This is a genomic window from Mycobacterium sp. (assembly GCF_052145595.1).
Classification (GTDB): Bacteria; Actinomycetota; Actinomycetes; order Mycobacteriales; family Mycobacteriaceae; genus Mycobacterium.
The window spans coordinates 1-6,752 of record NZ_JBKQOI010000276.1; the positions used below are offsets into that span (position 1 = coordinate 1).

The window sequence follows — 6,752 nt, forward strand, 5'->3', positions numbered from 1 at the left end:
GCTGGCGAACGGTGACCGGCAGCTCGGCACCGGGCCTGTGGATAGACCTACCAACAGTCCTGTTTTGATCAGGTGTCCGTGGCCGCTGATGCACCGTTCACTGATAAGTAAGTTTTGACTATTCCTCGAAATGCCCGGGTAGGTAATTAAAGTTCGAGACCGTACCCACGGTCGGCACGGCGGCTGCGTTCGCGCTGACGACTCTGTTGTCTGGTGGCGCTGATGCGTTCGTAGGCGGTTTCGCGGGCGTGGGTTTGGGCCCTGTGCTGGCGCCAAGCCTGCGCGCGGTCGGCGCGGCGTTGGTCGTTGCGATGCAGTAAGGCGGCCACAACGGTGGGCAGGAGGTCGCGGTCGGTGCGTGCGGCGACGGTGTGCATGGTGCGGGCCCGGTCGTCGTTGGCGGTCACGATGGTGTGCAGCGCGTGGGAGGCGGCGCGTGTGGTGCCGCGGTGGACCTGGTGGATGGCTGTGTCGGCGCCGTGGTGGTGTTGGTGGGCTTCGTTGGTGACGGCCGGGTAGATGGCGAGGTGGTTTTCGTCGCGGCCGCGGGTGATGCCGACGTAGGCCATGGCGCGGCTGGCGCGATCGGACAGGATGGTCCAGCAGACTCCCGGGGTGGTGGAGTTGCCGATGGTCATGCCTTGGGCGGAAGCCACGGTGCCGGCGTAGCCGAGGGTGATGTGCTCGCGTAGGTAGTCGCCTTCCAAGGTGACGCGGGCCTTATCGGTGAGTCGCTCGGCGGCGATCCGGCCGTGCGTGGTGTCGACGCCGATCACGCGCCAGCGGTTGCCGTTGCGGACTTGGTCGACCCGTTCATCCCGGCGGTGGGGTGTGCCGGGTTCGACCGTCAGGGTGGCGTCGTTGTGGCGGCTCAGGATGAGATCACCCGGGCATACCTGCTGATCGCGGGCTACCTGCACGCTGGGAGAGTCCGCGGCGGTGAAGTGGTCGTGGAGGCGCTGGTTGATGGCGTCGGCGATTTCCCAGGTGTCGCAAAGGATGGCGACGTCGTTGCCCTCGGCGCGGGCGGTGATGTAGGCGGCGGTGGCGTCGGCGGCCATCGCGATCGGGTCCCCGGTGTGCAGGCGCTCGTGGTTGCGGTACCAGCCGATGGCTTTGCGCAGCCGGTTGCCGCGGGCGGACCGCAGCGCCAGTGAGGCGTCGCGTTCTGCGGGGTCGCGCAGCCGCCACACCTCAGAAAGGCGCTGCGACCACGGCAGGTCCTCGCAGAGGTGCTCGAACATCCCGCCGCGGGCTTTGACCGGCGAGAGCTGATAGGCATCGCCGACCAGAACGATCTTTGCCCGTGCGGCGGTGCTGGCCTCGAGCAGGCGTCGCAGCTGGGGGCTGGCGACCATGGAGGCTTCGTCAACGACGATCACGGTGCGCCGGTTCAGGCTGAGCTGGTCATCGTCGATCAGGTTGATGGCTTTGGCCACGGTCAGCCCGCGGTCGCCGGCCCCGCCGCGCATCGCCTCATCGACGGCCTTCCCGGTCGGCGCCAAAACCAGCACGTCTTTGGCGGCGCGGTGCGCGGCGGCGCGCAGCGCGTGCAGCGAGTGCGTTTTGCCCGCGCCGGCCGGCGCTTGCAGCGGCTGCACCAAATACGGCGAGCACGCAATGTTGGCGATGGCGCGCGCCTGGTCCGCGGACAGGCCCTCCAGGTCCGCGGCGCGCGCATCCAGCCGCGCGCGGGTATCGGCCGCATCAACCATGTCGAAGATGCGCGCCTCTTCGGCGATCACCGCATCGACGGTGAACATTTCGTGGCCTTCGCGGTGGTGGGCTTCTCTTGTCGCGGTGATCCGCACCCCGACCAGTCCACGATCTGCTCGATCAGCGCGCGCGGATCCCCGGGCGCATCCACCGGCAGCAGCGCGCCCACCAGCTCCACCAGGTCGGCGCGGGTGAACGCGGGCTTGCCGCGCCGCGCCTGCTGTTGGACCGCGCGCATCGGCGCGCCAGTCTTCTTGGAGTTCGGCCCACGATTTGGATTCCGGTTTGGCCGGCCGCGTCGCCTTTTGGGCGGCGGCCAGCTGCTGGGCGGTCGGCTCACCGTCAACGACGACCAGATTGTTATGCGCCCAGTCCCGTAACCGAGTGGAGCGCCGCGACCACGCCTTGACACAGTCCTTATCGATGCCGGCGATCTCGGCCATCCCCGACAACGGGTCCACCGACGCCCATTCCACTCCCAACTCGGCGTGCAGCTCGTGGCGCAGCGTGGCCTGATACACGATGCCGGCGGCTTTGGCCTCGTGAAAAAGCGACTTGGAGTCGACCGACACCAGCGTGCCGTCGGCGCGGGACTGGCGGTTGGGCACGATGACGTGGGTGTGCAGGTGCGGGTCCCCGCAGCGCGAGGTTTCATGCTGGTAGGCGATCGCCACCAGCCCCGGGAGCCGTTGTAAGTCCTTCACGCCGGTGAGTGGGTTGTGCACTCGGGTGTATCCGGCGTGCTGGTGCAGGTAGGTCATGGCGGCGGTGATGGCCCGCTGATGGGCGGCCTGTATCGCTTTTTCTGCGATGTCGTCGGTCAAGGCTCGCAGCAGCGACACGCTTTTGGGGGCGGCGAAGGTCAAATCGAACCCGTGCACGCTGCCGGTGGTGAAGCCGCGTCCGGCCGCACCGTTGGGTGCGATCCCGTCATCGAGCCAGCGCGCCGCGACGTTAGGATCGGCCGTACCGCCATCGGCGGCGCTCCCGTCCAGGCCGACCAGCTCCACGGTACGGCTTGCGTCGCCGGCAATAAGCCATGTCGGTGTCCGGGTGTCGCCTTCGGAGTAGTACTCCCCCAGTCCCCCGTTGGCGCGCTGGCGATCCGGGTGAGCCTGAGTGGCTTGGCGGGCGGTGTCGTTGTAATAGTTGATGCTCCACCGCGATAGCCGCGAGATCGTCAGCACCGGTGAGCACCTCACGATCTTGAAGGGGCGAAACTAGCTGTAGCGGCTGGGATTTGGGGCGCGTCCAGCGCGCCCCAAATCAGTATTGCACTACTTGTGCCAATGTGCCAGCAGTATTTAGGAGTGTCATGGCTGTAATCGATTGTGGTGGAGTGCGTTTCGGGAAGGATGGAGAGGGATAGAGACGTAGGTAGTGATGCTGGGAGAATTTGGGTGTTGTTGAGAAGTGTTGGAGAACAGGGTGTTCGGTGGGCCGGTGATTGGCTTTAGTTGCCGTGCTCGGCAGCAACTACGCGAGCCCACGCTTCGCGAACGAACGCCAGGGCATCGGCGGCGTGGACAGTGAGCCGAGTCTGGCCGGCGAGTTGCGACTGCCATTCGGCCTCGGACGGCGGCGTTTCGAACACGTAGTTGCCAGGAGGCTGATTCGTCGGACCGAATCGTCGGTACAACTCTAGGGCGGCAGCATCGATGGCCCCGATTCTGTTGAGCGCCCATAGGTCCCAGAGATCTCGCGGTGCGCGACGGTCCGCCCACGTCGCCGTCTTGGACGCGGCGAACGCGGGCAGAGTGGGAACAGTAAGTTCGGCCGCCGGCGCATCGCGATAGCGCTGCTCAAGAGGGCGGCGCTCAGTGGGCCACAGCACTCTGCCACGGGCCGAGAGCAGCTGGATCCTGACCACCATGCCGGTGGCGGATCGCAGTATTGCCGCGACGGTATTCGCCACACCGCTGAGGGGAGGATCCAGGGTGAGCCTGCCGTGCGTTCTGGCCAGTGCACGTGGCAGCGCCGCATCCAGATCAGCCGCCACGGCCTTGCGATCGTCGATGGCGATGAGGTCGACGTCCTCGCTGAGCCGGCCATCCGGGAGATGTGTACGCGCCAAGGCGGTGCCCCCGATGAACTGGATCCGGTCGTTGAAGTTCTGACTGAGGAATGCCAGCAGATGAGAGATGAGACGGTCGCGCTCGACTTGTTCAGGTGCGACGCCAAACTGCTGTGCGATTTCGGCGCGTTCGTCAGCGTTCATGCTGTGTTGCCGCCCATGATTCAGCGCGGCGCAGCGACGCCGTGAGGCGTTGGTCGGCGGCGAGCGCCTTTAGGCGCTGGTGATCGCTGCGCTCATACAACATGGTGATCGCCGCGGGCACCTCGTCCCGGGCGTCTCCGAGCTGAGGTCGGTGTGCGAGGTCCAGGAGAGTCTGCTCTGGCGTCGTGACGATGGCCGACCCCAGGGGCGTCTCGATACCTTCGGCATCCAACCTGTCGGTGTCCCGCTTGACGAATCGCACCACCGATTGACGGTCCTTGAGCCGAATCGGCCGGTGTTGGTCGGGCACGGCGACAACGGCCGTTGCTAGGGCTCGCGGGATAGCGCCAAGCACGCGGGCGGCGCTGATACCCATGAGGACAGCGTGGCTCGCTCCGTAGATGGCCGAGGCGATCCCGGCCGCCGCGGCCTCAAGACTCGGCACCCATTCGCGACCGATCATGTCCTGCGGGACGACGATGTAATAGCCATGGGCCACCCGCTGTAAAAGCCCCTTGTCCGCCAGCCGTGCCAGCTCAGGGCCCGGAAAGGCATAGTTAGCACCGGCGTCCTGGGCGCGTATGGTTCGCAACGGTGCGCCGGCAAGGACTGCCGGGAGTGCGGTATTCCTGCGCTGAGCCACCTCGAGCCGCCCCCTTGAGTATGCAAAAATTAGGCTATAAGCCTATAAAATGCATACTGATGATGCAACCACGTTGTCTGATCGCAATTGATCGATATGCCTTTTGGTACAGCAATTCGGGTCTAGGACCAGATCTCATCGCCAGACGTTTCTTGCGGGGTGCCCCCCGAGCGTCAGCCGCCGGCGCGGTTTTCGGCTCGGTCCGGCTATCGCCGAAGTGTCGCCACCTGGGCGTAGCGTGCTGCCAACTGGACGCACCGAGACGCCAAGGGATGTGACAGCGTGGCGAACACCGGGGACACGCAGCTGGTCGCTGACTTCGTCCGACGGCTGCGCAGGGTCGCCCTACACCCGTTGGCTCTTGACGAGCAGGGCGACGACGACCAGTTGCCGCCGCTGCCAGGTGATCTGCTACGCCAGCTGATGCATGTCCCGACCATTGCGGAGGACCACGGCGACGGGACGGTAACGATGCGATCACCCCTCCCGGATGAAGTGCAGTTCGAATCTCTAGCCACCCGTCTGCGGCCATTCACCCTCGCCAGCGATCGCCTCCATTGGCAGAAGGCCTTCGGTGCTCTGGACCGGCTAACGGGCCTTGAGGACCCAGCGCTCCGCGCCTCGTCGAGTGACCTGCGCGAGGAATGGAGCCAAGCCACTGACCGCACCTCACGAGCCCGGGCGTTCTACACCGGCTACCAGATCGCAGACAGCGGCGGTCGGACCCAGCACCTCACTGACATTGATTTGGCATACGCCTGGCTGTACCAGGATGTGGCTCACGGCGACGAGGTCTCTACGGGCTACTTCGGCATCAAAGAGCGATATCGGGCAGCCGTCGGCGTGTTCTCTCACCCGGCGGTCGTGGCCATCGAAACCCTTCACTACATCAACTGCCTGATCCAGCTAGGCGTGATCACACTGCCTGTCGGCACGCTGAGTGACCCTGTTGTCGTAACCGACGACGAATACGTATCTCGATTAAATGGAATGCTGGTCGAAACCGAGATTGGCAACGACTTGAGCGATCCTGGAATAGCTGCATACGTAGCCGACGACCTGCGGCCTGCCTTTGTGCTCGCTCAGCAGATGGTGGCCCAGCGCAACGGTGACCCGCAGTCGGAGGTGGTCACGATGGAGGTTCGCCGTGCGCACCCAGGGTAATGCGGTCATCGTTTATTCATCGACAATGTCCACGATTCGACGGTAAGTGGCAGGTTCTCACCGGTGCCCATCCTTGGCTAAATCTGTTGTGTCACAGGTGAAAATGGGCAGTCTTAGGCAACTGCGAGATGCGCCAATTGGTAATCCCTAGGTCGCCCGTTCGAGTCGGGCCGGGGGCACGTCTCCGGAACGCGCCCACCCCCACCAACGCAAACTTGCGCATAGCCGCTGTTTATGACCGATTTCGGCAAGTGCGCCAACAAACGCCAACGCTAGCAAACGCCGTGGTACGCGGACTTAAAATCCGTCCAATGTCGGTTCGAGTCCGACTGTGGGCGCTAGGTATGCACGGCTTATGCGAAACCGTGGCGTTATGGCCTTTACGCTCACATGAAAGCAGGGTCCCCCGGCAGCAGCCAGGCAAACGAAACGCGGACCTTACCTTTGTATTGCGGGCAGTAGGCAGCTACCGAAAGGCCGATGAAGTAGCCGGTTTCTTTCGGCGAGAGATCGGCGTCCTGCATCAGCTTCATCGCCAGAGCGGATGCGTCTTGGTTTGTATCGAGTCCGGCGCACACCGTATGGGCCGTCGCAATCGCGGCGTCGGGGTCAGACATGGTGATCCCGCCCTTCGCAAGGGCCGCGACGAACGCATCATCAGTTTGATCCGCTGATGCTGGCGCTGCGGACACCAGCGCGGCAGCGGACAGCAAAACCGCGCAGACTGTCGACCACTTCCCAAAACCTAGCTTGATATGAGTCATGGCCTCCCTTTAGAAAGCATATTGCGACCTTACCTGGCTGATCACCGACCTTGGCCACTGTGTAGCTAGCAGTCGGGGTAGGACAACATCGCGCTCGACGTGAGCATCAGCGTGGCGTCCAGGCTGGCATGCATCCGTGCAGCCATCTCCTGATTCACCTCCGCAGCTGGCTCGCCCTGCCGGAATAGCCGGCACGCCTCGTGGGCGTTGCTTAGCGCCAACTGCCTATCCGTGACCTGGTAGCCGA

Annotated in this window: 5 protein-coding genes and 1 pseudogene; 1 reads left to right on the top strand and 5 read right to left on the bottom strand. The window is 64.4% G+C overall.

All coding sequences use genetic code 11. The features are described from left to right. Nucleotides 1-146: 146 nt before the first annotated feature. From mobF to ACLP4W_RS23875, 3 genes and pseudogenes are all read right to left on the bottom strand, one after another. Nucleotides 147-2,903 (bottom strand): annotated as a pseudogene (gene mobF / locus ACLP4W_RS23865) (MobF family relaxase). Nucleotides 2,904-3,169: 266 nt separating this feature from the next. Further along, nucleotides 3,170-3,934, bottom strand: coding sequence for a nucleotidyl transferase AbiEii/AbiGii toxin family protein (locus tag ACLP4W_RS23870; RefSeq protein WP_442389867.1), 765 nt, complete (start codon nucleotides 3,932-3,934; stop codon nucleotides 3,170-3,172). Then, nucleotides 3,924-4,577 carry a type IV toxin-antitoxin system AbiEi family antitoxin domain-containing protein gene (locus ACLP4W_RS23875; protein WP_442389868.1) on the bottom strand — a complete coding sequence of 218 codons (654 nt, stop codon included), beginning with the start codon at nucleotides 4,575-4,577 and terminating at the stop codon, nucleotides 3,924-3,926. The genes ACLP4W_RS23870 and ACLP4W_RS23875 overlap by 11 nt, the downstream gene beginning before the upstream one ends. Nucleotides 4,578-4,859: 282 nt before the next feature. Here ACLP4W_RS23875 and ACLP4W_RS23880 point away from each other — a divergent pair, with 282 nt between their 5' ends. After that, on the top strand, nucleotides 4,860-5,741 hold the full coding sequence (locus ACLP4W_RS23880) for a hypothetical protein (RefSeq protein ID WP_442389869.1): 882 nt from the start codon (nucleotides 4,860-4,862) through the stop codon (nucleotides 5,739-5,741). A gap of 386 nt (nucleotides 5,742-6,127) precedes the next feature. On the opposite strand, the gene ACLP4W_RS23885 is transcribed toward ACLP4W_RS23880, so the two are convergent. After that, nucleotides 6,128-6,505 carry a DUF732 domain-containing protein gene (locus ACLP4W_RS23885; protein ID WP_442389870.1) on the bottom strand — a complete coding sequence of 126 codons (378 nt, stop codon included), beginning with the start codon at nucleotides 6,503-6,505 and terminating at the stop codon, nucleotides 6,128-6,130. Between the two features lie 65 nt (nucleotides 6,506-6,570). Beyond that, nucleotides 6,571-6,752, bottom strand: a 182-nt coding sequence (locus tag ACLP4W_RS23890; protein ID WP_442389871.1) for a hypothetical protein, incomplete at its 5' end; no start/stop codon positions are given.

Excerpts from the sequence above, each read along its gene's own strand:
- ACLP4W_RS23870 (WP_442389867.1), bottom strand. The coding sequence starts at position 3,934 with ATGAACGCTGACGAACGCGCCGAAATCGCACAGCAGTTTGGCGTCGCA.
- ACLP4W_RS23885 (WP_442389870.1), bottom strand. The coding sequence starts at position 6,505 with ATGACTCATATCAAGCTAGGTTTTGGGAAGTGGTCGACAGTCTGCGCG.